17 protein-coding genes are annotated in these 22,891 nt (G+C 68.0%); 12 read left to right on the top strand and 5 right to left on the bottom strand.

Features of this window, described 5'->3' with window-relative positions:
* Positions 1-27 precede the first annotated feature (27 nt).
* Positions 28-1,278 carry a serine hydrolase gene (locus HRU76_15220; GenBank protein ID QOJ18853.1) on the top strand — a complete coding sequence of 417 codons (1,251 nt, stop codon included), beginning with the start codon at positions 28-30 and terminating at the stop codon, positions 1,276-1,278.
* Between the two features lie 83 nt (positions 1,279-1,361).
* Entirely contained in the window at positions 1,362-2,708 is a 1,347-nt protein-coding gene (hflX, locus tag HRU76_15215; GenBank protein QOJ18852.1) for a GTPase HflX, read from the top strand.
* Here the strand turns inward: hflX and HRU76_15210 are convergent.
* On the bottom strand, positions 2,684-5,356 hold the full coding sequence (locus HRU76_15210; protein QOJ18851.1) for an MMPL family transporter: 2,673 nt from the start codon (positions 5,354-5,356) through the stop codon (positions 2,684-2,686). The genes hflX and HRU76_15210 overlap by 25 nt on opposite strands.
* Before the next feature lie 344 nt (positions 5,357-5,700).
* Between HRU76_15210 and HRU76_15205 the strand changes: the two genes are divergently transcribed.
* The 4 genes from HRU76_15205 (at position 5,701) to queG (ending at position 11,138) form a co-directional block, all read left to right on the top strand.
* A complete protein-coding gene (locus tag HRU76_15205) occupies positions 5,701-6,207 on the top strand; it encodes a hypothetical protein (GenBank protein ID QOJ18850.1) in 507 nt (168 codons plus the stop codon).
* Between the two features lie 114 nt (positions 6,208-6,321).
* Positions 6,322-7,620, top strand: coding sequence for an MFS transporter (locus HRU76_15200; protein ID QOJ18849.1), 1,299 nt, complete (start codon positions 6,322-6,324; stop codon positions 7,618-7,620).
* An 84-nt stretch (positions 7,621-7,704) separates the two neighbouring features.
* A complete protein-coding gene (locus HRU76_15195; GenBank protein QOJ18848.1) occupies positions 7,705-10,116 on the top strand; it encodes a UvrD-helicase domain-containing protein in 2,412 nt (803 codons plus the stop codon).
* Between the two features lie 20 nt (positions 10,117-10,136).
* Positions 10,137-11,138: a tRNA epoxyqueuosine(34) reductase QueG gene (gene queG, locus HRU76_15190; protein ID QOJ18847.1), complete on the top strand. Its 1,002-nt coding sequence runs from the start codon at positions 10,137-10,139 to the stop codon at positions 11,136-11,138.
* A 157-nt stretch (positions 11,139-11,295) separates the two neighbouring features.
* On the opposite strand, the gene HRU76_15185 is transcribed toward queG, so the two are convergent.
* Both HRU76_15185 and HRU76_15180 read right to left on the bottom strand, forming a co-directional pair.
* Complete coding sequence (locus HRU76_15185) at positions 11,296-13,215, bottom strand: hypothetical protein (GenBank protein ID QOJ18846.1); 1,920 nt, start codon at positions 13,213-13,215, stop codon at positions 11,296-11,298.
* A gap of 112 nt (positions 13,216-13,327) precedes the next feature.
* Positions 13,328-14,770, bottom strand: coding sequence for a hypothetical protein (locus tag HRU76_15180; GenBank protein ID QOJ18845.1), 1,443 nt, complete (start codon positions 14,768-14,770; stop codon positions 13,328-13,330).
* 101 nt (positions 14,771-14,871) lie between these two features.
* On the opposite strand from HRU76_15180, the gene HRU76_15175 reads away from it, so the two are divergent.
* From HRU76_15175 to HRU76_15155, 5 genes are all read left to right on the top strand, one after another.
* Positions 14,872-15,864 carry a sugar phosphate isomerase/epimerase gene (locus tag HRU76_15175; protein ID QOJ18844.1) on the top strand — a complete coding sequence of 331 codons (993 nt, stop codon included), beginning with the start codon at positions 14,872-14,874 and terminating at the stop codon, positions 15,862-15,864.
* Between the two features lie 192 nt (positions 15,865-16,056).
* A complete protein-coding gene (locus tag HRU76_15170) occupies positions 16,057-16,740 on the top strand; it encodes a hypothetical protein (protein ID QOJ18843.1) in 684 nt (227 codons plus the stop codon).
* Between the two features lie 63 nt (positions 16,741-16,803).
* Complete coding sequence (gene corA, locus HRU76_15165; protein QOJ18842.1) at positions 16,804-18,021, top strand: magnesium/cobalt transporter CorA; 1,218 nt, start codon at positions 16,804-16,806, stop codon at positions 18,019-18,021.
* Between the two features lie 105 nt (positions 18,022-18,126).
* Positions 18,127-19,053 (top strand): ABC transporter ATP-binding protein, encoded by a 927-nt coding sequence (locus HRU76_15160; GenBank protein ID QOJ18841.1) that lies wholly within the window; start codon positions 18,127-18,129, stop codon positions 19,051-19,053.
* Between the two features lie 22 nt (positions 19,054-19,075).
* Positions 19,076-20,797 carry a hypothetical protein gene (locus HRU76_15155; protein QOJ18840.1) on the top strand — a complete coding sequence of 574 codons (1,722 nt, stop codon included), beginning with the start codon at positions 19,076-19,078 and terminating at the stop codon, positions 20,795-20,797.
* Here HRU76_15155 and HRU76_15150 read toward each other — a convergent pair.
* Entirely contained in the window at positions 20,789-21,451 is a 663-nt protein-coding gene (locus HRU76_15150) for a hypothetical protein (GenBank protein QOJ18839.1), read from the bottom strand. The two genes, HRU76_15155 and HRU76_15150, sit on opposite strands and share 9 nt — an antisense overlap.
* Before the next feature lie 130 nt (positions 21,452-21,581).
* Positions 21,582-22,034: a molybdenum cofactor biosynthesis protein MoaE gene (locus HRU76_15145; protein ID QOJ18838.1), complete on the bottom strand. Its 453-nt coding sequence runs from the start codon at positions 22,032-22,034 to the stop codon at positions 21,582-21,584.
* Between the two features lie 45 nt (positions 22,035-22,079).
* Between HRU76_15145 and HRU76_15140 the strand changes: the two genes are divergently transcribed.
* A complete protein-coding gene (locus HRU76_15140; protein ID QOJ18837.1) occupies positions 22,080-22,829 on the top strand; it encodes a hypothetical protein in 750 nt (249 codons plus the stop codon).
* Positions 22,830-22,891 lie beyond the last annotated feature (62 nt).

Raw genomic sequence — 22,891 nt, 5'->3', positions numbered from 1 at the left:
TGGGAGCACGCGCGGGAGGTGTCTGGCATGATGGCATGGATCTTCAAGATCGTCGTGGCGGTGGTCGCCCTCATCGTGATCGGATGGGCGGCGAAGGCCGCCGCGTTCGCCCTTCGGCGCGACCCGGCGCGGCATGTCGTCATCGCGACCGACCAGCCGCCCGAAGGCGTGCGGCTTCTCGATGACCTTCTGGAGCCCATCCGCGCGCGGAATAAGGTTCCTGCCCTGGCGGCGGCGGTGCTCACGTCGCGCGGACTGGAAGCCGCGGGCGCCGTGGGCACGCGGGCGGCTGAATCGGATGTGCGCGTGAGCATCGACGATCACTGGCACATCGGCTCGAATACCAAGGCCATGACCGCGCTGCTCTGCGCCATTCTCGTGGAGCAGGGACGGCTTCGCTGGGAGACAACGCTGGCGGAGGCCTTTCCGGACCTGGCCGACGAGATGCACGAAGACTTTCGCCGCGTCACGGTTGAGCAGCTGTGTACGAATCGAGGCGGATTCCCCGCCGACCTCAATCAGGATGGCTTGTGGGAGCGGCTCTGGTCCCACCGGGGCGCCCCGGTCGAGGCCAGACGGCTGATGCTTCGAGAGGTGGCGCGCAAGCCGCCCCAGGCCGCGCCGGGGACAAGGTTCATTTACTCCAACGCGGGATTCGCCGTCGCCGGCCATGTGTGCGAGTCGATTGCGGGCAAGCCCTACGAAGAGTTGATGACGGAACTGGTGTTCAAGCCGCTGGGCATGACCTCGGCCGCCTTCGGCGCTCCGGGCACACCGGGAACACTGGACCAGCCGCGAGGCCACGACCGTCGCGGGCGTCCGCAGGAGCCGACCGCCGATGGTCGCGGGGGGGACAACCCGCCGGTGCTGTCTCCCGCCGGGCGCCTTCACCTGTCCCTCGCCGACTGGGCCAGATACGTGACCGTGCACCTGCGCGGCTTCGCCGGAGAGGCAGTCAGCATCGGCGACGTGACGCTCCGTCCCGAAACGCTGCGTCGTCTTCACACGCCTGCGGACGGCGAGTACGCCATGGGATGGGTGCGCGCCCAGCGCGACTGGGCCGGTCCGGCGGATCACCGCTGGGTGCTCACCCACGCCGGGAGCAACACGCTCTGGTACGCCGTGGTCTGGGTTGCGCCCGCTCGCGACCTGGCGGTGCTTGTCTGCTGCAACCAGGCGGAGCGCGGCGACAAGGCCGCGGACGAGGCCGCCTGGGCGCTGATTCAGGATCACCTTCGGCGCGCCAGGGAAGCGTCCGATTCGCCCGGCGACGCCTGATCGGCTCACCGGCATCATCGCCATGCCCTGCCCGCGCCCGGAGCGTCCTGAGATGGCCGCCCGTTCGCCTACGATTCTCCCCGATGTCGCAGCCGATGCGGGAACAACTACAGGTCGCCGCCGAGCGCGCAGTGCTGGTGCAGGTCATCCTGACCGACCCGCGGCACAAGGGCGAGGAGGACTTGAGCGAACTGCGCTCACTCGCGGAAACCGCCGGGGCCGTGGTGGTGGGCGAGATGACGCAGCGCCGGCGCAAGCCCGCCGGACGCACCTACGTGGGCACCGGCAAGGTGAAGGAACTGGCCTCATTCGTCAAGGAGCGGGGGGCGGAACTGCTCATCTTCGACAATGACCTGGCGCCGAGCCAGATCGCGGCGATCGAAGAGGAGACCGAGTGCAAGGTCATCGACCGAAGCGAGCTGATCCTCGACATCTTCGCCAACCGGGCCACCACGCACGCCGCCAAGCTTCAGGTGGAGATCGCCCAGCTTGAATACACCTACCCGCGCCTGCGGGCGATGTGGTCGCACCTGGAGCGCATCGTGGGCGGTGCGCCGGTGGGCATCGGGACACGTGGTCCCGGCGAGCAGCAGCTCGAAATCGACCGCCGCATCGTGCAGCGCCGCAAGGCGCAGCTGCGCCGTGAACTGGCGGAAATCGAGGCCCGCAAGACGCGCGAGGTGGCCACGCGCAACATGGATCACTTCACCGTCGGGCTGGTGGGCTACACCAACGCCGGCAAGTCCACGCTCTTCAATCGACTCACCTCGGGCGGGGCCTACGCCGACAACCGGCTCTTCTCCACGCTCTCCACGCGCGTGGAGCGATGGAACCTGGGCGGCGGCATGATGGCCATGGTGTCCGACACCGTCGGCTTCATCCGCGATCTGCCCCATCACCTGGTGGCGTCGTTCCGATCCACGCTGGAGGAGACCCGTTTCGCGCGCCTTCTGCTGATCGTGCTGGACGTGACGGACCCGCGGGCCGAACAGCAGCTCGAGACCGTCTCCGGCACCCTTGACGAAATCGAGGCCACGACGCAGCCGCGTCTGCTGCTGCTCAACAAGGTCGATGTCTTGCCCGACCCGGCCGTGCTGTCCGGCTGGCTGGAGCGCGACCCCCACGCCCTGCCCATCAGCGCCGCCAAGGGGATCGGTCTGGATCGGCTGCGCGAGGTCGTGCGCGATAAGATGCTCGGCGGGCTGGTGGAGGTGAGCATCGAGGCGCCGCTGTCGGACAGCCGGACCATCGACTATCTGGAGAAGCGCACCGAGGTGCTCGACCGCGCCTACGACGGAACGAGCGTGACGCTCCGCACCCGCGTCGGGCGGCCCCAGGTGAGTCAACTGCTGGCGCAGGGCGCACGGCTGCGCATCAACGGGCTGGAGCCGCGCGAGGCGATGGCTCAGCTCTGGGGCGGCGCGGGCTGATCGGCCGACATCCGCGGGCCGCCGCGCAGGTGCAGCAGCGCTGGCAGGATGGTGTACGAGGCCAGCAGCGTCGTCGCCAGACCCGCCACCATGACGAACCCGAGCGACTGGATGCCGCGATGACGCGCAATCATCAGCGCCGCGAAGCCGATCATCGTGGTCAGCATGGTCATGGTGATGCCGCGTCCCGTGCCGCCGCTGAGCCCGGCGGGTCGCCCGCCCGGCTCCGCGCGCCAGCGGTGAACCACATGCACGCCGGCGTCCACCCCGATGCCGAGGATCATGGGCATCACGATCATGTTGGCGAAGTTGAGCGGGAAACCCGCCACCACCATCATCCCGAACGCGCCGACAAAGCCCACCAGCACCGGCACCAGGGCGCAGACGGCGTCGGTCAGCGAACGGAAGTCCAGCACAAGGATCAGCAGAATGACCGGAAGGGCGTACAGCGCCGCCTGCATGTAGGCGTTCTGGATGAGCCGACTGGATTCGTAGATCTGCACCGGCGGACCAAGCACCTCGGGCGCGATCTCGCGAACAGCACCGACAAACAGCGCCAGCCGCTCCGGTGAGAGGATGGACTGGTCCACCACCGCGGGTTGCACCAGCAGCAGCCAGCGTCCATCCGTGCCGACGTAGCGCTCGCGCAGCCCGGTCGGCAGGTCGTTCGCCTCGAGCGGATCCGTGCGGAGAGCCGCGTCAAGGAAAGCGCCTTGTCGCTCCCGCCAGGCGAGAAACGAATCATTGAGAGCGTGCCAGGCATTCTCGCGCGAGGCGCGATCCAGCGCTCCGGCCTGCTCGCGCACGGCATCGATCCGCCGCGCCGTCAGTTCAAGCCCCCTGGCCTCGTCTCGATGGCCCTGCTGACGGGCGCTGTTCGACGCTTCCGCCAGGCCGCGCGATACCTGGCCCAGCAGGGCGGCGAGCGCGTCCGGTCCGGCGCCGACGGGCAGGGGCGGGAACGCCCGCTCACGCAGCTCATTCAGAAGGCGCGTTCGTTCCTCGCCATTGGTCAGGATGAACTGGCCCATGCCGCCCACGTCCGACACTTCCGCGGAGCCCCGCAGACGGGCGACCAGGTCCGGGGCCCGGTCCGGCGTCGTCACCACCAGCCCCGCCCAGGCCGAACGTGCGTCGTCCGCGATGAGCCGATTCTCCCATTCGACCGACTCGATGCCGGGCGGGTGAAGATTCAGGACATTGGGGTCGTACCGCAGTCGTGAGGCCTCGAGACCCAGCGCCGCGAGGACGACCACGCCAGCACACACCGTGACGCCGGGTCGACGATGGACGAAGTGCAGGTGCGTGTGCAGGAAATCGGCCTCCTCGCCCCCTTCCCTGGGGTGGATGTACCGCTTCCATCGACTGCCGGTCAGAGCCAGCAGGGCGGGGAAGGCGCTCAGCACGGCGATCAGGCAGAGCACGATGCCCCCGGCGGCGATCAGTCCCATCTCCGCGGCGCCGGTGAAGTCCGTCAGCGCGATGACGACGAACGAGGCCGCGGTCGTGAAGGCCCCGGTGATCAGTCCGGGACCAATGGATCGCATCACACGAGGCACCAGTTCCGCCAGCGACTGGGCGTCGTTGCGGATCAGCTCCAGCCGGGCGACCACGTGCAGGGCGAAGTCCACGCCCAGTCCCAGCAGCATGACGCAGAAGAACACCGACAGGATCTGCAGGTGTCCCACGCTCGCCACCACCCACCCGAAACTCCAGCCCAGTCCGAGGGCCAGCGCCGTCGCCGCCAGCAGGGGGATCACGATCCCCCGCAGTGTGATGAACATGTAGATCAGAATCAGTGCGAACGCGAGAATGGACGTGAGGGTCGAATCGCGGATGCTCTGCCGCGTTTCATCCGCCTCGATCACCGGGATGCCTGTGACGCCCCAGGACACGCGCCGCCCATCCGGGGTGCTCGCCAGGGCATCCCGGACTTGGCCGCGCAGCCACGCCACGCGCTCGACCACGTCCGCCGGGGCGAGAGCCGCGTCGAACTGAACAAAGATCAGGCGGATTCGTCCCGAGCCGGTGGTCATCGGCTGCCACGTCGCCCGGCTCTCTCCTGGCATCTCGAAGTCGGCCTGCTCGCCCGCCATCGCCTTCAGAAAGGGGTCGAGCAGTTCCTCGATCGTCTCAACGGCGGCGGGTTGGTCGGCGTCGGTCGTCCGCCGCTCACGCAGGGCGACGGCCAATGCCGCGTTGACGTGCCCCGCCGCGGTGATCGCCTTGAGCGTGGTCAGGCCATCGAGCGCCTCGCGGAAGTCATCGCCCGGGGCGGCCTGGAAGAGGCGGGGGGCCTCTCGCGGGTCGAACCCCGCGTCCGCCGTGCGCACCTGCGGCGTGTCCTGCAGCCGTTTTCCGACAAGCCGGGCGAGTTCATCCACGACGGCGTCGTCAGCCGCTCCTTCCAGGCAGACCAGCATGTCATCCCAGCGGGGGAAGTTCCGCTTGTACGCCGCATACCGGGCGTTCCAGGGCAGGTCCGAGGCGACGAGGTCGCTGCGATCGGATCGGAACTCCAGGGTGAGCGCCGCCAGCCCGTACCCGAGAACGGCCAGAACCAGGCATGCCGCCACGGTCCAACCAGGCCGACGCGCGATCACCCGACCCCACCGGTCCAGCAGCGCATCACGAAACCGCTCGTGCATGGCCCAAGCGTAGCGCGGCGGGGAATGGTGTCAGTTCTCGGACGGCGGGGTGGACGGGTCGCCAGCCCTCGGCAGCGGCTCTGACCGGACGCCGCATGGACGACGGACGCTTGAGTCCGAATCAGCGTCGGGCTTGGCGCTGATCGTCACGAATGCCGTCTGGCGCATCGAGGAAACCCTTGCGGTTCGCCGCGCAACTCCGCCGGGCTTGACCTACCGGCATGGTCGCGCGAAACGGGCTCTTGCGGCCGGTCGATTCGTCCACCGGCTGCATGGGACGGGCGAACCCGCCGATGACCCATCGCCGCGTTCATCCATGTGCGGCGCACGGAGGCGAACATCCCATGCAGGTTCGACTTGGAGATGTGCTGGTCGGTCGGGGCGTGCTCACGACATCGCAACTGGAGGAGGCCCTCCGACTCCAGCGAGTCACCCACGAGCCGCTGGGGGTGATCTGCGAGCGTCACTTCCACGTCGAGCCGGAGGTGATCGAGCAGGCCTGGGAGGTGCAGTATCTGCACCTGACGCGCCGCCTCGACCCCCGCGTGGAGACATTCGAGGATCGAGCCCTCGACCTCGTGACGCGTCGGCAGGCATGGCAGTTCCGGGTGCTGCCGATCCGCTTCGACGGCGAAGAACTGATGATGGCCACCACGGCGCGGCATCTGCGCCGGGCCTTGCGCTTCGCCACCAAGTTCATCGGGGTGCCGGTGTTCCTGGTGGTGGCCGACCCGCTGGCGCTGGGGGAAGCCCTCTGCCGACGCTACCCGCTGGCGGGCATGACCCCCCAGTCCATCGACGACGATTCAATGGATCGACTGCTGTCGATGGCCAAGAACGCCGCGGCGTGAGCCGAGCGGCCTCATCACCGCACCACGTCATGCCGCGAAGTCGAAGGTCGTCGCCGCGCCCGGGACGTGGCCGTCCGCCCTCGAAGCCCATCCTCCGGTATGCTGTCGCCGTTCATGCGCAGCAACCTTCTCAAACGCGGCTTCCTGTCGCTCATCGTCACCCAGTTCTTCGGGGCGGCCAACGACAACATCCTCAAGGGAATCCTCGTCTTCATGGTGATCGACGGCGCCTGGCAGGGCCATCTGGGGACGGGTGGACAGGGCATCGTGGGCATCTGCTTCTCGCTGCCGTTCATCCTGCTTTCGGGCTACGCGGGGCAGTTCGCCGACCGGCACAGCAAGCAGTGGGTGACGATGCTGGTCAAGTTGATCGAGATTCCCATCGCCTTCGTGGCCCTGGTGGGGTTCTGGACCGGCAATCTGTGGGTGACGCTGGCGTCGCTGGTGCTGCTCACGTCGCAGAGCGCGTTCTTCGGACCGGCGAAGTACGGCATGATCCCGGAGGTTGTGGCCGAAGGCGACCTCAGCCGCGCCAACGGCGCCATCAACATGATGACCAACATCGCGGTCATTCTGGGCACGTTGGTGTCGGGGATGATCAGCGATCGGTACTCGCCCCAGCCGGACCCTTCCGGCGGGCCGGCACGGGAGCCCATGCTCTGGCTTCCCGGCGCGGCGATGGTGGGCGTGGCGGTGCTGGGTCTTGCCGCCGCGCTGGCCATTCCCCGGCTCAAACCAGGCGACCCCGGGCTGAAGTACGACCCCAACCCGTTCTCGACGTACATCTTCGCGTTCCGGGAAATGCTCAAGACCCCGCTGTTCATGGTGACGATGGCCTGGGGGTACTTCTACCTGCTGGCCGGGCTGGCTCTGCTCATTGTGCCCGAATACACCACGGTGCTGGCCGTGTCGCGTGAAGAGGCGGCGATGCTCCTGGGCGTGCTCGCCGTGGCCATCGGACTGGGGTGCGCCGCCGCCGGGCTGATCTCCGGTCATCGGATCGAGCCCCGGCTGATCCCGGTGGGTGGGGCGGGCATCACGCTGTTCTGTGCGTTGCTGGCGCTGGCGCCGCCCGCGGTGTACGGCACGTCGCCGACCTTCCGCGTGCTGCTGAGCAACGTGTCGTTTCTCATCTTCGGCTGCGGCTTCTTCAGCGGGTTCTACATCATCCCGCTGCAGGCGCTCCTGCAGAAGCTGTCGCCGCGGGATGAGCGGGGCCGCTTCCTGGGAACCGCCAACTGCGTCAGCTTCGGGTTCTTCACCCTGGCGTCGCTCATCTACTGGATGATCCGCCCGCTCTTCGGCACGCAGCCGCAGGATGTCTTTCTCGTCAGCGCGGTGCTCATGGCCGGCGGAACGCTCTTCTTCCTGTGGCGTCTCCGCCATACGGCGTTCCGCAAGGGGATGTCGTAGGAACGTTCCGATCACGGCCGGTGATGCGGTCGCTCAGGCGCGATCCCGCATGGTGCCTTGACGCTCCGCGATCTACGATCCTGCATGATCCCCGACCCGGCACGGATGCTCGAAGGTCTGACGGACGCGCAGCGCGAGGCCGCGTCGCACCTGGACGGTCCCGCGCTGGTGCTGGCGGGTCCCGGCTCGGGCAAGACGCGGGTCATCACCCGTCGCATCGCGCACCTGGTGGCGCAGGGCGTCCCGGCGTGGTCGATCCTGGCGCTCACCTTCACCAACAAGGCGGCGGGGGAGATGCGCGCTCGCGTGGACGCCATTGTGCCCGCCAGCGTGCCGGGCCGGCGCGGGCTCACGGTGACGACCTTTCACGCCCTGGGCGCCCGGCTGCTGCGCCGCTACGCCAGCGCGGCGGGGCTGCCCGAATCGTTCACGATCTACGACACGGGCGACCAGCGCGACGCGGTCAAGCAGGCCATCAAGGACGCCGGGCTGGACACCAAGAACTTCGCGCCCGCCGCGGTGCATGCCCACATCTCGCAGGCCAAGAACAACCTGCTGGATGCGGCGGCGTTCGCGCAGCACGCGGGCGACTTCTTCTCCCGTGCCGTGGCCAAGGCGTACAAGAACTACGAGGCGATCCTGAAAAAGGCCGGGGCGCTGGATTTCGACGACCTGCTGATGCGCCTGGCGATGCTGCTCAGGGCCGACGAGCGCGTCCGCGACGACCTGCAGGAGCGATACCAGTACCTGCTCATCGACGAGTATCAGGACACCAACCACGTTCAGTTCATCATCGCCCACACCTTGGCGGCCCGGTCGCGCAACATTTTCGTCGTCGGCGACCCGGACCAGTCGATCTACGGCTGGCGCGGGGCGGACATCCGCAACATTCTCGACTTCGAGACGCACTACCCGGATGCACGGGTGATTCCGCTCGGACAGAACTTCCGCTCCACGGCCCACATCGTGGCCGCGGCGGACGGCCTGATCCGCCACAACCGCCGCCGCAAGCACAAGGATCTGCACACCGAACTGGAGGCCGGCGAAAAGCCCCGACTGGTTCGCTGCGCCGATGAGCACCACGAGGCCCGGCTGGTGGCGGACGAACTGAAGCGGCGTCACGAGTCTGGCATCGCGTGGAAGGACATGGCGGTCATGTATCGCGTCAACGCGCTGTCGCGCGTCATGGAGGACGTGCTGCGGCGCGAGGGCGTGCCCTACGTCATCGCGCGCGGCACCGCCTTCTACGAGCGGCAGGAAGTGAAGGATGCCCTGGCCTACCTGCGGCTGCTGGCCAACCCGGCGGATGACGTGTCTTTCCGCCGCATCGTCAACACCCCCACGCGCGGCGCGGGCAAGGCCGGGCTGGAGAAACTCGGGCTGTACGCCATCAACCGCAATCTGACGCTGCTGGAGGCGGCGCGGCAGGCGCAACGCGTCGAAGGACTGTCGAGCAAGGCGGTGAAGGGGTTCACATCCTTCGCGGCGATGGTGGATGGCTGGCGTGCGCGACTGGAGGGCGTGAGTCCACCGATGAATGGGGGCGATCGAGAGAGCCCGCAGATCGACACGGATCGAGAGGACGTTGACTCAGACATCTTCTCCCCTCTCCCCCTGGGAGAGGGGCCGGGGGCGAGGGTTTCCCCCGTCCCGTCGTCGCTCCTTCCCGGCCAGCCGATCACCGACCTGCGCCAGGTCGTCGAACTGGTCCTCAGGGAGAGCGGGCTGGAGCACATGTACGAACAACAGCGCACGGAAGAGGATCAGGATCGGCTCGAGAACCTGGCGGAGCTGGTCTCGTCGGCGGCGGACTTCGTCCCGCCTCTGGAACTGGGCGCCGAGCCGTCGATGCTGCAGACCCTGCACGCCTACCTGGAGTCGGTCGCGCTGGTGAGCGACGCCGACATGGTGGACCCGGCCAACGGCGCGGTCACGCTGCTCACGCTGCACGCCGCCAAGGGACTGGAGTTCAAGGCGGTGTGCATGATCGGGCTGGAGGAGGGGCTGCTGCCCCACGCCAACGCGGCGGACGGAGAGCACGGGCTGGAGGAGGAGCGGCGGCTCTGCTTCGTGGGCATCACGCGGGCGGAGCGCCACCTGCTGCTCACCTGCGCCAACGTGCGCACGCACCGCGGGCTGCGCGAGCGGACGATCCCGAGCATGTTCCTGCGCGAGATTCCCCCGACGCACCTGACGATGCTGGACGCGTCGCACGAAACGGACGACGATGAACCCGGCGGCCTGCGCTACGTGCGCGATGAGGGCGAGAGCGCCCACGAGACGCTGGTCGAGAGCAAGAGCGGCGGCCGCGGGGGGGCGTTTTCCGGGGGGGCGTTCCCGGTGGGGTCGATGGTGCGCCATCCGCAGTTCGGCGTGGGGCGCGTGGAGTCGATCGAGCGCCACAGCAGCCACACACGGGCCCGCATCGCCTTCGCCGCGGTGGGGCGGAAGACGTTGATTCTGGAGTATGCGCGGCTGGAGCGGCTGAGCGGCTGAGCGGCTGAGCGGAGTAAACCGTGCTCGAACCGGGCCAACTGACCCATCTCGTGCTGACCCGCTGCCGCGAACTGGGCTTCGCGCTGGCGGGGGTGTGCGACGCCCGGCCTATCGACCGGCCCGAGGCGCTGCGGGCGTGGCTGGCTGCGGGCAAGCACGGCCAGATGGACTACATGGCCGAGCACGTTGACCTGCGGATCGATCCGGCCAGGTTGATCCCGGGCACGAAGTCGATCATCTGCGTGGCGGACCGGTACGCGACGGGCGCATCGTCCACCTCTCTCCACTCTGGAGAAGGGCCGGGGATGAGAACCTCGGAGAAGGACGGTGAACGACACTTCGGCCGCATCGCCCGCTACGCGCAGGGGCGCGACTACCACCGCGTCATCAAGCGGCGGCTTCACCGCGTGTGTGATGAACTGCGCGAGAGGTTCCCCGGGCACACGTTTCGTGCGTTCGTGGACACCGGGCCGGTCATGGAGCGCGAGCACGCTCAGCGGGCCGGGCTGGGCGCGGTCGGCAAGCACACGCTGCTGATCGACCGGGGCGTGGGCAGTTACCTGCTGCTGGGTGAGATTCTCACCACGCTGGAACTTGCCCCGACCGACCCCGCCGCGCCCGACCCGTGCGGCTCATGCACACGCTGCATCGACGCCTGTCCGACAGGGGCGATTGCTCCGTGGTCGGTGGACGCCACGCGGTGCATCTCGTACCTGACGATCGAGCATCGCGGCGAGATCGACCCGGCGCTGCGGTCGAAGATGGGCGACTGGGTCTTCGGCTGCGACATCTGCCAGGAGGTCTGCCCGCACAATCAGCCGAAGTCCCGGGCTGGCGCCGCGCCGACGCATCCGGCCTACGCGCCGAAGCGCGACGGGTTCGATCTCAATGAAGTTCTCTCGTGGACGGAAGAGCAGCGACGGGCGGCGTTCGAGAACAGCCCGATGAAGCGGGCCACGCTGACGATGATGCAGCGGAACGCGGCGGTGGCCAGCCGGAACATCACGCGGACGTTGCGGTGACCGCGCGCCGCGAGGACATCACGCCGCCCACAAGCCGCTCGACATTCGCCAGCGAACCCCACGAGGCGGGTTGCCGCGGCGCTTGGTGCGCGACCCCAGTGAAAAGGCCCGGCGAACCGGGCCCTGGAGATCTGATTCTGATGATTGGTTGATCCGGTCAGTTGGGAGAGCCGCCGGCTCCGCCCATGCCGCCCATCAGCGCCCTGCCGAGTTCCTCCATGGCCTGGTCGACGGAGGTGATGGCGCCGCTGTTGACGCGCTGGGCCACGGTGCGGGCCGCGCGTCCCATCGCGCCGAGCATCATGTTCATGGCTTGGCCTGCCTGGGGGTTGCCGGCGGCAAGGCCGCTGATCATGGAGCCGATGTCCACGAACCAGCCGTTGCCGACCTTGACGAGGTCGGCGCTCGCCGAGCCGCCCATCGGGCTGTCGTAGGTGATCGTCGCCTTGTCATCCGCCTTGCTGGTGATGCGGGCGTTGGGCATGCCGAAGCTGGCCCCCGGCATGTTCCGCATCGCCGAGGCGTCCATCAGGCCCTGCCCGGTCTTGGATCGCAGGGCGCGGTCGAGTTCCAGCATGGCGGCGTTCGCGTCACGCATGGTGTTCAGCGTGGTTCGATCCGCCGCGGACGTCGCGTGGTAGATGCGGGACGATGCCGCGACCTGCTCCTCCATGGACGCCCGGGTCAGTCCGCCGATGTAGGCGAGCAGTTCCTCCGGGGTGGCGAAGCCGCCGCCGGTGGTCGAAGCGCCGGAGCCGCCGAAGGTCGTTCGCGGCGTGAAGGCGCTCAGGTCCGCCGCCTCGCCTCGCGAGGCCGCTTCGAGGCGGGTCTTGAGAATGTTGGCTTCCTGCGAGTTGCCGGCGATGCCCGCGATGGAGGCGGCCGCGTCGGCGTAGGCCTTCTTGGCGGCTTCAAGGGCGGCGTCGCGCGCCTTGGCGGCGGCGTCCAGTTCCGAGCGATAGCCGGCCGCTCCGCCCAGCGCGTCGCCGGTGCCGGCAAGCGCCGCGAGCAGCAGGGCGTGATCCTCCAGCCCCTGGGCGCGGGTGGCGTGCATCTGGCCCGTCATCTGGGCCACTCGAACGCGGAGCATTCCGGCGGCCGCCGCGTCGCCTCCCGAGGCGGCCTGCTGGGCCTTGGCGCCGGCTCGCTGGAGCGCGGCTTCGCACTGGGCGTAGGCGTCCGCCAGCTCGCCCTTGACCAGATCCTGCAGCTGCTTGAGCGTTCGATCGAAATCCGACTTGACCGCCGCCGCCTTGCCGCGCAGTTCCGAGGCGCTCTGCGATCGGGCGCGGCTGAGATCGGCGATCTCCGTCTCGGCGGCCGAGGTGGCGCTCAACTGCCTGGTCGCCTGCGCCACACGCTCCTGCGCCAGCCGCAATTGCGAGTCGAGGTCGATCAGTTCGATCTCTCGCGCGGCGATGCGCTTGTCGATGGCGTCAGCCCTGCGGTCCACATCAACCGCGGCGCGAACCTTGTCGAAACCCTGGATGTTGCCCAGCGTGAACGCCTCCTCGCGCAGCGTCCGGGCCTGGGCGCGAAGCTTGGCGACTTCCGCGGCGTCAGCGGCGTTGAGCGTCTTCCGCTCGTTGACCGGACCTTCCAGCCGGGCCACGTCGGCCCTGGCGGCGGAGAGCTGCTGCTCCACCGCCGTCCGGGCGGCCTGCACCGCGGGACGGGCCCCGGATGCATCCGTTCCCGCCTGCAGGGCGGCGGCGGTGTGCAGTTCGTGCGCCGCGGCCGCCAGACCATGCAGCGTGGTGCGCAGCGCCCTGGCGGTGGATTCCGCAGCGATGGCCCGGCTCAGGTGGACGTCCGCCACGTCGCGCAGCGTGGAGGCCTCCAGCAGCGCCGCCGCCGACGAATCACCCGCCTGGCCCAGCGTGCTGACCACGGCGTTCAGCGCCGAGGAGCGGTCATCCTGTGGAAGCGCGCGGCTGTGGTCGAGCGATGCCTTTTCGATCTGCGCCGAGGCGTTGGCCTGGGCCTTCGAGGCGGGATCCTCGCAGCCACTGAGCAGGAACATCCCGCCCAGAACCGGCGTCAGGGAGCAACCGACGAGAAGTTGACGTGTGCGCATGCAGGGGCCTCACGGTACGGGGGAATGGCGGGGCAACCCCCGCCATCAAACCGCATAGTGTATCAGAAAAGCGGTCGGCGTGGGAAGGGCCAATCCGGCCCCGAAGGGCCATTTATCGTGGAACCCGCGGGTTTCCGGGAGTGCCGGGGGCTCCGAACGGAGCGTCGTCCTTCCGTCCGATGTCCGGCGGGGTGTAGTCAATGGGATAGTCCGGACGGGGCTGGTACATGGACCGGATCCACGCCACGGCATCCTCCAGAAGGGGCTGGTTGAGTTTGGTGAAGACGGGCTTCCACCCGGGGACCGGGGGGTGGGGGTCGCGCGCCTCCGTAGTGGGCAGGGCGTGCTGGATGATGCGGGACATCAGCGGTTCTTCCCAGTTGATGAGCGGCTTCTGGGGGTCAAGCTCTGCCCGCTGAAGGATGAGCAGATTGGTGTACCGGACCCGGTCATCCCGGTAGTTGCGGTTGTGCAGGAAGAACCGCCCGGCCTTCACCCCGCCGTGGCACTGGCTGGTGGCGCAGTTGGGCACCAGCCAGGTGTTGTGAACGCGCTGACGAAACAGGTTGAGCGAATAGGGCTCGCTGAGGACCTTCACTTCGGGATACAACTCGCGGGCGCGCACCTCGAACATGATGCGCAGCAGCGACAGCGGATCCGCACGGAACAGGGCGTTGCGCGCCTCGCTGTTGGCGGGAATCGACGGATGCGACGCATACTGCGTGATGAGCTTGCGGATCGTCTCGGCCTCGATCCGGAGCGACGGCGGACGGTCGAAGTCCACCTCGAACACGCGGATGATGTTGACTTCCTCGGGCGTGAGCAGACGGGTCGGCAGGAGATCCTTCTGGTCAACCGGGCCGGATGGCCCGGACGGGGCGGCGCCCGGGGAGTCCGGCCTGGTGGCGTCGTCTCCCGTGCCTCCGGCCCCGGACTCAAGAGCCAGTTGCGCCCGCACCACGCGGATCAGACCCGGCAGTTCCTTCAGGTCGGCGTTGAGCCGCTGCAGATCCTCGAGTTCTTCAAGCGCCAGCGCGAACCGCTTCTGGTCGATGAGCCACTTGCACAGCTCCAGCCGACGGTCGAACTGGGTCGGGGGAATGGTTTCCTTGAGGCGCCGATACTGCTCCTCGAAGGGTGGGCGCAGCTCGACCCGATCGACCAGCGCCCGGTCCAGCCGCGTGCGCACGCCGGCGATCTCCATGAGGACGAAGTCGTACTCGTCCTCAAGAATGATTCCTTCGCGCATGGAGCCGTCAGCCATGTGGACGACGCCCGATTGGCCCGGCGCGGGGCGCACCAGGCGCGTCAGGCGCAGCAGCCGGGCCTTCATGAAGGCCTTGATCTCGTCCGTGGGCGTGCGGATGACGATCTGATCGGGATCCTCCCGCTCCACCACGCCGCGAACCGTCTCGAAGCGGCTGACCTGAAGCACCACCCGCTCCGGTGGAGGCGGCGGGGTCGGGTCTCCCCCAGGCGGGTCGGACCAGGCGGCGCCCCATCCGGCGGCGATGAGCAGAACACCCGTGAGCACAAGGTGTGGGATGACGGTCATGGCTGTATAGTCTCGGGTCGGAGTGAGCGGGTCAATCCTCCAGTGACCGGATTGGCTCGTTCATCGGACGCCCGGCAGGCGGTTCACTGCGGAGAAGCACCATGAAACTCGGCGTGATGGCGGCGTTGTTCACGGGCATGGAGTTCGAGGCGGCGCTCGACTACTGCGCCGACGTGGGGTTGGACGCCATCGAACTGCCGGTCGGGGCCTATCCCGGCGCCCCGTTCTTCAAACCCGCCGAAGTCCTCGCGTCCGACAGGCGGATCAAGGACATCCTGGCGATGCTGCGGGAGCGCGACCTCGAGGTTTCCGGCCTGGCGGTGCATGGAAACCCGGTGCATCCCGACAAAAAACACGCCCGCAGCGATCATGAGGCGTTCGTGACCGCCGTCAAGCTGGCTCCGAAACTCGGGACGGACACAGTCATCACGTTCTCCGGCTGTCCGGGCGGTTCGGCCCGCGACCACACCCCCAACTGGGTGACCTGCGCCTGGCCGCCGGATTATCAGGCCATCCTGAAGTACCAGTGGGATGAGGTACTCGTGCCCTACTGGGCCGCCCAGGCGACCTTGGCGAAAAAACACGGCGTCAGGGTGGCGTGGGAGGCCCACCCCGGTTTCGCCGTGTACAACCCCGACACCCTCATCCGTCTCTCCCAGCGGGCCAGCAAGGCGGCCGGCATCAAGGGACGCACGCCGCTCGGCGCGAACCTTGATCCCTCGCACTTCTTCTGGCAAGGGATCGACCCGGTGCTGGCGGCCCGCGAACTCGGCGAGGCCGGACTTCTGTACTACTGCCATGCCAAGGATACCGAACTCGATCGACACCAGGGCCCGGTCAACGGCTACAACGACGCCCGCCCCTACGGTGAACAGAAACTTCGGTCGTGGACGTTCCGCACCTGCGGCTACGGACATGGCGATGAGTTCTGGAAGCCGTTCATCTCGATGCTTCGCCGATACGGCTATGACGGCGTCATCTCCATCGAACATGAAGATCCGCTGATGTCCGTGACCGAGGGCTTCGAGAAGGCGGTCGCCTACCTCAGCCAGGTGGTGATCGCGGAACAGGCCGGCAAGCCGTGGTGGTGCTGAGCGCGAAGCGGCGTCCCATCGGAGGCCGACGACGCCATCGAATGGCGACATCCATGAAAGCGAGATTCCGTCCGGTTTTCTGTTGATCGGCCCGCCAGCGAAGGGGATAAATAGCATCGTCGGCGTCATTCGACGGGCCACGCGGCGCGCGTCGGAAGGGGTCGGTGTTCACATCCCCTTCGGAGCGCGCCGATGCTCGACGCAGCCGTGGAATCTTCCTTTGACCCGGTGGTTCGCACCCACCCGTGGTCGGCCAGCGTGGATGACCCCGCGGCGCGGTACGTGGACTTCCGTCGCCATCCGCACCTGATTCGGACGACCCTTGAGGATTTCGCGCCGCTGTCCGCGGAGCCCGCCGTGCAGCGGTTCTACGAGATGCTGGAGTGGCTCAACGGACCGTCGTCGCACCTGGAGAGCAATGACTGCGGCCTGGCGCCATTCCGCCGCAACCGGCTGGCGGAAGTGAAGTATCCGCGCGTCACCTACGGACGGCTGATGGTGCTGGCGCGCGACCTGCGATTGAACGTGTGCGAGCGCACGGTGCGTCGGATGGTCGAGCGCCTGTCAGAGGATCTGGCGATGATTGATCGTGGGTTCCGCGCCGGGGCGGTGGCCGTGTCCAGAGTTCCCACGCTGTTCCTCGAACTTCCCGCGCGGACGCGGCAGGATCGGCTGGGTCATCTCCTGCACATCCGTTTCTGGGCCTTCGGTCGTGACGACCGGGGCACGCTGCGGAGTCTTGACCGCGTGGTCGCCAACATCTGGTCCGCGCTGCGAAAACTGTCGCGGGCGGTGCAGCGGGGCATGGTGGGCGGGCGGGACGGTCGATCGTCGGCGTCCGCCCGGCCATCGCGTCGGGATGGACGAGCCCGGTGAAGCCGCGCCGCTTCATGATTCTGGTAGAATCCTCGCGTCTGTTTCACCCACGCGAGGGCGCGCTTGACCAGCCAGACCAGGGATCGTGACACGACGGGCCCCGGCCCGCCCGACGCCGGGGCTCGGCGGGGTGGGGCTTCCAACGGCGGGCGAACCATCGCCCGGCTCGGGCGCGTCGTGCGGCGCGCCATTCGCGGCTGGGCGTCGCCGGCGCGCGTGGCCCGCAAGCCCGGCGCGGCGCCGGGAATCGAGCTGGCCAACCTCACGCGACTCCCGACGACGGGTCAGGTCTATGTCACCTGCACCGACTACGGACCCGACCAGGTGCAGGTGCATGACATCGCGTCGCCCGAGGCGCTGGCGGAGGATCATCGCCCGGAATGGGCGACCGTGCGGTGGATCAACATCGATGGATTGAGCGACATGTCGTTCATCCAGGCCATCGCCCGGAAGTACCAGTTGCATCCGCTGGCCATCGAGGACGTGCTGCACACGCCGCAGCGCCCCAAGGTGGACAACTATCCCGGCAACGAGACGCAGCACGCGCGGCTGTTCGTCGTGGTGCGCATGTTTCAGCTGGTGGATGGTCATCTCCAGAGCGAGCAGATCAGCATGTTCCTGGGGAATCGCACCGTGCTGACCTTCCAGGAGACGCACGGCGACGTGTGGGACCCCATCCGACAGCGCCTGGCGACCGCCGGTACTCGACTGCGCAACAACGACGCCAGCTTTCTGCTCTATGCGCTCATCGACGCCATCGTCGATCACTGCTTTCCCATCCTTGACAAGTACTGCGACCGCATCGAGCGGCTGGAGGACGCCCTGCGCGGCGGTCCGAAGCCCGTCGTCATGCAGGAGATCCAGGAGATCAAGCGAGAACTCCTGCTCCTGCGCCGTCAGATCGCCCCGCTTCGGGACGTGGTGCAGTCGATGCAGCGCGAACCGCACGAGTGCATCAGCGAAACCACGCGGCTCTACCTGCGCGACGTCTACGACCACGTGGTTCACACCATCGACCTGCTGGAGACCTACCGCGAGTTCGCCCAGGGGCTGGCGGATTCCTACAACTCGGCGGTCGCCATCCGCGCCAACGAGGTGATGCGCCTGCTCACGCTCATCGCCACCATCTTCATTCCCATCACCTTCGTCACCGGCCTGTTCGGCATGAACTTTCAACTGCCGTGGCAGGATCATCCCTGGTCGTTCGGCGTAGTGGTTCTTGGCTGCGCAGGTGCGGTGGGCGGGATGCTTCTCTACTTCCGCCGTCGCGGTTGGCTGTAGGGGCCGTTTCCGGATGCCGCGGCGAACCGAAATGACCGCCGCCCGTATCCCAATGCTGTCGGAACGCGGCACGCGGATCGTGGCGGTGCGCGCGGGAGGCCAGGCATGATCGTCACCAGAGACCTGCGGGTGGATTACGACGGCGTCACCGCCGTGCGCGACCTGAACCTGACCATCCACCCCGGCGAGGTCTTCGGGCTGATCGGCCCCAACGGCGCGGGCAAGACCAGCACCATCCGCGTGCTGGCGACGCTGCAGGAGCCCACGTACGGCGAGGTCATGGTGGGCGGCATCGACCTGCTGGAGCGCCCGCGCGACGTTCACCGCATTCTCGGCTACATGCCCGATAACCCGCCCGTCTACGACGACCTGCGCTGCTGGGAGTTTCTCGATCTCTTCGCCGGGGCGTACTTCGTGTCGCGCCGCGAGCGCCGTCGCCGCGTGGACGAGTGCATCGAGCAGGTGGATCTGCAGTCCAAACGCCATGTGCTGGCCGGCACGCTCTCCACCGGCATGCGGCAGCGACTCGTGCTCGCCAAGACGCTCCTGCCTGATCCGCTGGTGCTGCTGCTCGACGAGCCCGCCAGCGGGCTCGACCCACTGGCCCGCATCGAACTGCGCGAGCTGCTCAGGCGGCAGGGCGAGCGCGGCAGGACGATCCTCGTCTCCTCCCACATTCTCACCGAACTGAGCGAGTTCTGCACCTCCATCGGCATCATGGAGAAAGGACGCCTGGTCATCAGCGGGCGCATCGACGAGATCATCACCCGCTTCACCGAACGCAAACGGCTGGTCGTGGACCTCCACCCGCCATCCGACGCGGCCATCGCCTGGCTGACCGACCGCGGACAGGTCAGCGGGCTGGAGCGGATCAACGGCCGGGTGGAGTTCGATTTCACCGGCACGGATGACGACGTGGTGGAGCTGCTTCGCCTGCTGGTCGCCACGGGCGCGCCAGTGCGCGGGTTCTTCGAGAAGCGCATGGGCGTGGAGGACATCCTGCTCAAGGTCGGCGCCAGGGAGGTCTCCTGACATGGCGGGATTCGATGCTTCCATGCTCCTGGCCAACCCGATCACCGTCAAGGGCGCCCGGGCGCGGCTGCGGATGAAGCACATCATCAGCTGGGGCGTCATCACGCTCAGCGTGACGGCATTCGTGTGCCTGCTGGCGTACCTGACGGGCACGGAGCGCAACATCGTCGATCGCGCCACCGCGGCGCGGGCCATGATGGTGCCCATCATCGTCATTCAGGGCATCCTGCTCATGCTCGTGGGCACCGGCGCGGTCGCCTCCACGCTGGCCCGCGAGCGCGAGGGGCGTCTGCTCGACTATCACCGCATGACGCCGATGTCGCCCGTGAGCAAGATTCTCGGCTTCCTCTTCGGGCTGCCCGCTCGTGAGTACTTCCTCTTCGCCCTCACGCTTCCGTTTCTCGGCTTCGCGGTGGTGGTGGGTGAGTTTCCGCTTGACCGACTGGTCAAGTTCTACAGCGTGTTCTTCACGTCGGTGTGGATGTACCACATGACGGGCATGGTGGCGGGCATGGCGTCGAGCAAGCCGCGATTCGCCTCCATGATGACCCAGGGCATGGTGGTCATGCTCTACTTCGTGCTGCCTCAACTGTCGATGGCGGGACTGACGTTCTTCGAGTTCCTCACCATCCGACCTGTGTTCTTCGGCATGCTGGCGGATGAACTTTCCGCGCGCGGGCAGGCCGGCATGGTGGCCGATCCGTCCTGGTACCACGATGTGCCCTTCTTCGCGGGCACCGTGGGAGCGTGGACGTACACCATGCTGGTGCAGGGGTTCTTCCTCGCCGCCATGTTCATCGTCGTCCACCGCAAGTGGCGCGACGACCGGCTGCATCCCAGCTCCAAGGTGGGAGCGGTCGCGTTCTACGCCGGCACCATGCTGCTGCTGCTGGGCAACCTCTGGCCCATTCTCTCCAACCCGGAAGTCTTCGAGGACCTCGTCAACCGCCTGCCCATGATGCGCAGCGGCTATCGCGGCATGCGCCGTCCCGTTGAGGACATCGAACCGATCCGCATCGTGACGCCCATCATCTTCACGGCCATGCTCATCATGGGGCTGGTGCTGCTGCTGCTGATCAACGTCATCACGCCCTCGCGGGAGACGACGCTCAAGGGCATCCGCCGCCGCCGCAAGCTCAACCTCCCGCGCGTGCCGTTCAACAGCGACGCCGCCTCATCGCGGCTGGCCACGCTGTCGATGCTGGCCGTCGCCATGCTGCTGTGGGTGACGGTCGTCTGGCTGGCGCGCGGTTCGGGCATCGACGGCGGCGTGATCGCCGCCCTGCCGGGACCGGCCGCTTGGGTTCCGCCGCTGCTGCTCTTCGCCTCGGTGTTTCTCTTCGTGCAGGCGGTGCGCGAACGGTTCGACGGGCGCGTGTTCCTCATTTCCGCCTTTCTGCTGTGGATGCTGCCGTTCTTCGCATCGACGATCCTCTTCGCCGCGGCGGAACTGTGGGTCACGGGCGCCTATGTGATGCTGCCCTTCCCGCCCGCGGCGGCGTTCTTCTCGGTCTACCACTTCTTCGAGCAGGCGGTCCCGGCGGGCGACGGCGCCATCACGCTGCTGCCCGAGCCGATCCACTCCGAGCTGCCGATGCTGGCTTGGCTGGGTGCGGGCTTCTACGCGGCCCTGGCGCTCGTGATGCAGTGGGAGCTGCACCGCTGGCGGTCCACGGTCGATACCGAGCATCTGCCCACGGCGTCGATCTCCGCCTCCATCGCTTCCGCCCCGGCGTCAGGGTGAGGTTGGCTGCTTCAACGGCCGCGCAAGCAGCGGCTCATCGAGCTCCTGACCGAGTCTGCGGCTCGGCGCGTGGCTGACGCTCATCCAGCCGCTCATGCCGGCGACGACGAGCAGCAGCACGAAGTTGGTCTGAAGGATCAGCGACATGCGGGGGTGGAGCAGGTCCATTTCGGCCTTGCTGACCGCGGCGCTGTCATGCTGTCCCGCTTGAGCCGCCGCCCAGTAACTTCGCAGGTGCCGATTGAAACGCGGCGCGAGCATGGCCGCGTGGATTATGAACAGGCCCGCGGCGAGCAGCGTGAGCGCCAGCCGCACGATGTTTCCCGGTCGTCGGAAGCGCGAGTCATCATCGCCCGCCGCCCGCCGCGCCGCGATCGAGGCGATCAGCCAGAGCAAGGTGAGGGGAACGAGCGCGAATTGCGCAAAGTCCGCCGCGGTGAACACACGCTCCAGGATCTTTCCCGACGCCAGCAGCCCATGGGCTTTCGGATCGCCGGGCTGGAACGCCTCGTACGCCGGGATGGCGATGTGCAGATCGGGCAGAGTGGCGAAGACGAACGCCGCTGTGACGCCCGCCGCCCCGAGGGCGGTGATCCACAGCGTGAGACAGAGCGCGAACAGCATGGAAGCCAGCGAGGCGATGCGGCTGGTCATGTCATGCTCCCGGTGGACCGATCGGTGGCGTGGGCGTCCCGCCTGAAGTTGAGTGGCACAGGCGTCTCGCCTGTGATCGATCGATGGCGGGGCGAACGAGGTCGATTCCGGAGCGAGCGGGCGCCCTGTTTCACCGCGCCTCCATCTCAACGGGTTTGCCTTCCGACCACGTCGAGCCATCCGCCCATTCCTCGCGCTTCCAGATAGGGGCCTCGACCTTGAGTCGGTCAATGAGGAACCGGCAGGCGTCGAACGCCGCGGCCCGGTGGCCGGTGACGACCTGGACCAGCACGCTCGCCTCGCCCACCGGCACCTCGTCGACGGCGTGGTGAACCCGCACGGCCAGGCAGCCGAACTGTTCCACCGCCCGCGCGGCGAGGTCGCGCAGCACGCGCTCGGCCATGGGGCGGTAGCACTCGTAGGACAATCGTCGCAGCGGGCCGTGGGTGGGATGGGTTTCATCCCGTGTGCGACCGAGAAAGATGCACTCCGCGCCAGCCGGCTGGGGAAATGGCTCGATCGGCATCGGCTGGACCGGGCCGGTGATGAGCCGGATATCGAGGAACGGGGGTGAGACGGGCATGGCGCGGGATGGTACTCCGATCCGCGAGCGGGAGTACCCTTGGCCATGCCGGAAGGACTGCCGCTCGCCGCCACGATCGCCCCGCTGGGGCTGCCGCCTCGGGAGGGGTTGGCCGCCGCACGCTCACTGGGGGTGCGGGCCGTGCAGGTGAGCGCGACCCAGCCGGGACTGCGTCCGCGGGATCTGGACCAGGCGGCCCGGCGCGACCTGCTGGCCGCGCTGCGTCGGATGGAGCTGCTCCTGGCGGGGCTGGACCTGTGGATTCCCGCGGCCCACTTCGCCTCCCCGGCGGAAGTTGACCGCGCGGTGGATGCCGCGACCGCCGCCATCGAGCTGGCCGCGGACCTGGGCCGCGTGCCGGTGAGCGTGTCGCTGCCACCGCGAGGCGAGGGACCGGCGGAGGCGGCGGTGCAGACGCTCGCCCAACACGCCGAGCGGTTCGGCGTGGAGATCGCGGATCACGCGGCGGCGACCGCGCTGCGCGCTGGCGTCGGCGTGGGCATCGATCCGGCGATAGTGCTGGCGGCGGGAGACGACCCCGCCATGGCCGTGGCGTCGGTAGGCGGCGCGGGCGGACGGCTGGTGACCGCCCGGCTGGTGGACTTCACCACTGGCGCCATGCGCGCGCCGCTTGGCGAGCCGGACGGGCGGCTGGATGTGGTGTCGTATCGAGCGGCGCTCGATGTGGCGGGATACGCGCGGCCGGTGGTGATCGACGCCCGGCAGTGGCGCGACGCCGGAGGCGGCATCGCGCGAACCATGCAACTCTGGCAAGCAAAGACGGTGGTGGGCTGAAACATCGCCACAGGCGGGGACGCCTGTGCTGCTGCACTCGATCACAGGTGAGATGCCTGTGC

This window comes from Phycisphaeraceae bacterium, assembly GCA_015709595.1.
Classification (GTDB): Bacteria; Planctomycetota; Phycisphaerae; order Phycisphaerales; family SM1A02; genus CAADGA01.
This window is presented reverse-complemented; position numbering and strand designations above follow the sequence as displayed.